Origin of the sequence: Kitasatospora sp. A2-31, from assembly GCF_022288725.1 — a bacterium.
Taxonomy (GTDB): Bacteria; Actinomycetota; Actinomycetes; order Streptomycetales; family Streptomycetaceae; genus Kitasatospora.
Window position 1 is genome coordinate 1 of record NZ_JAKNTA010000255.1, and the last position, 1,114, is coordinate 1,114.

A 1,114-nucleotide genomic window follows, 5' to 3' on the forward strand; every position below is an offset into this window, starting at 1 on the left:
GCGCCCGGGGGTGCGGGGCGGTCCGCAGCCGCATCCGCCGCCAGGCGCGCTGGACCAGGGCGGCGGTGACGGCCTGCCGGTCGAGCAGCTGGACGTCGAGATCGGGGCGGCCGGGCTCCTGGGTGACCAGGTAGCGGTCCGGGCCGGCCGGTCGGGCGGCGACCGGGCGCAGGCCGGCCTCGCGCAGGCTGCGCAGGAGCTGCGCCGGCTTCGGCCGCGGGTCGGGAGTGCCGACGGCGTAGCTGGTGCCGTGGGCGGCGGTCCAGCCGATCAGCAGTCCGAGCAGGAGGGCGGTGGGGGTGGCGTACCCGGCGGCGAGGCCGGCGAGGGCGGAGGCCGCGAGGGTGAGCCGGGGGAGCCGGCGCTCGCGGGCGCCGGAGGCGGTCAGGAAGGCGAGCACCGGGGCGAGGTAGCCGTAGACCGGTTCGGTGTGCGCCAGGCCGCCGCCGGGCAGCCGTTGGGTGAGCGCGGCGACCAGGGTCGGGGACGCCGCCTCGTCGACCCAGAGGTCGAGCGCGAGCGAGACCCCGTAGGCCAGGACGGCGGCCAGCAGCCCGTCGGAGAGGTGTTGGAGGGTGCGCCGACGGTCGGCTGCGGCCGAGGTCAGCCGGCGGGCCGCGGAGTAGGCGGGGACCAGCAGCAGGGCGGCGGTGGTCAGGCCCCCGGCGAGTCCGGCCAGGGTGCGCGGGACCAGTTCGGCGGCCTGGGCGACGTCGCTGGCGATGCCGGAGGTGGTGGCCCGCGCGTAGTCGGCGAGCAGCAGCGTCAGGGTGATCCCGGCGACACCGGCCAGCAGCCGGATCAGCGCCACCGGCTGCCGGACCCGGCCGGTGGCGGCCGGCCCGGGCGGCGCGTCCCCGCCGGGCCCGCTCGGCCCGGGTATGCCGCCGGACCGGGCACCGCCCGTGTCGCTGTCCACTCTCCCCGTCACGATCGCCACGGTTGGCATGCTCCCATGGCCCGGCCCGGGCGCGGCGGAGAACCCTTGGTCCGGGCGGTCGGGCGCGCCCGGGCGCCCGGGCCCACCGGCCCGTGGGGTGGGTCCGGCCTGTGGGGTGGGCCGGTGGGTCAGGCCTGCTCGGCGGGGCCGGCCTGCTCGGCGGGGCAGGCCCGC

The 1,114-nt window shown here is 79.8% G+C and carries 1 pseudogene; it reads right to left on the bottom strand.

From position 1 onward, the window contains the following. Positions 1-940 (bottom strand): annotated as a pseudogene (locus MCM47_RS41285) (TIGR00374 family protein); the annotation flags it as partial. Positions 941-1,114: the final 174 nt, after the last annotated feature.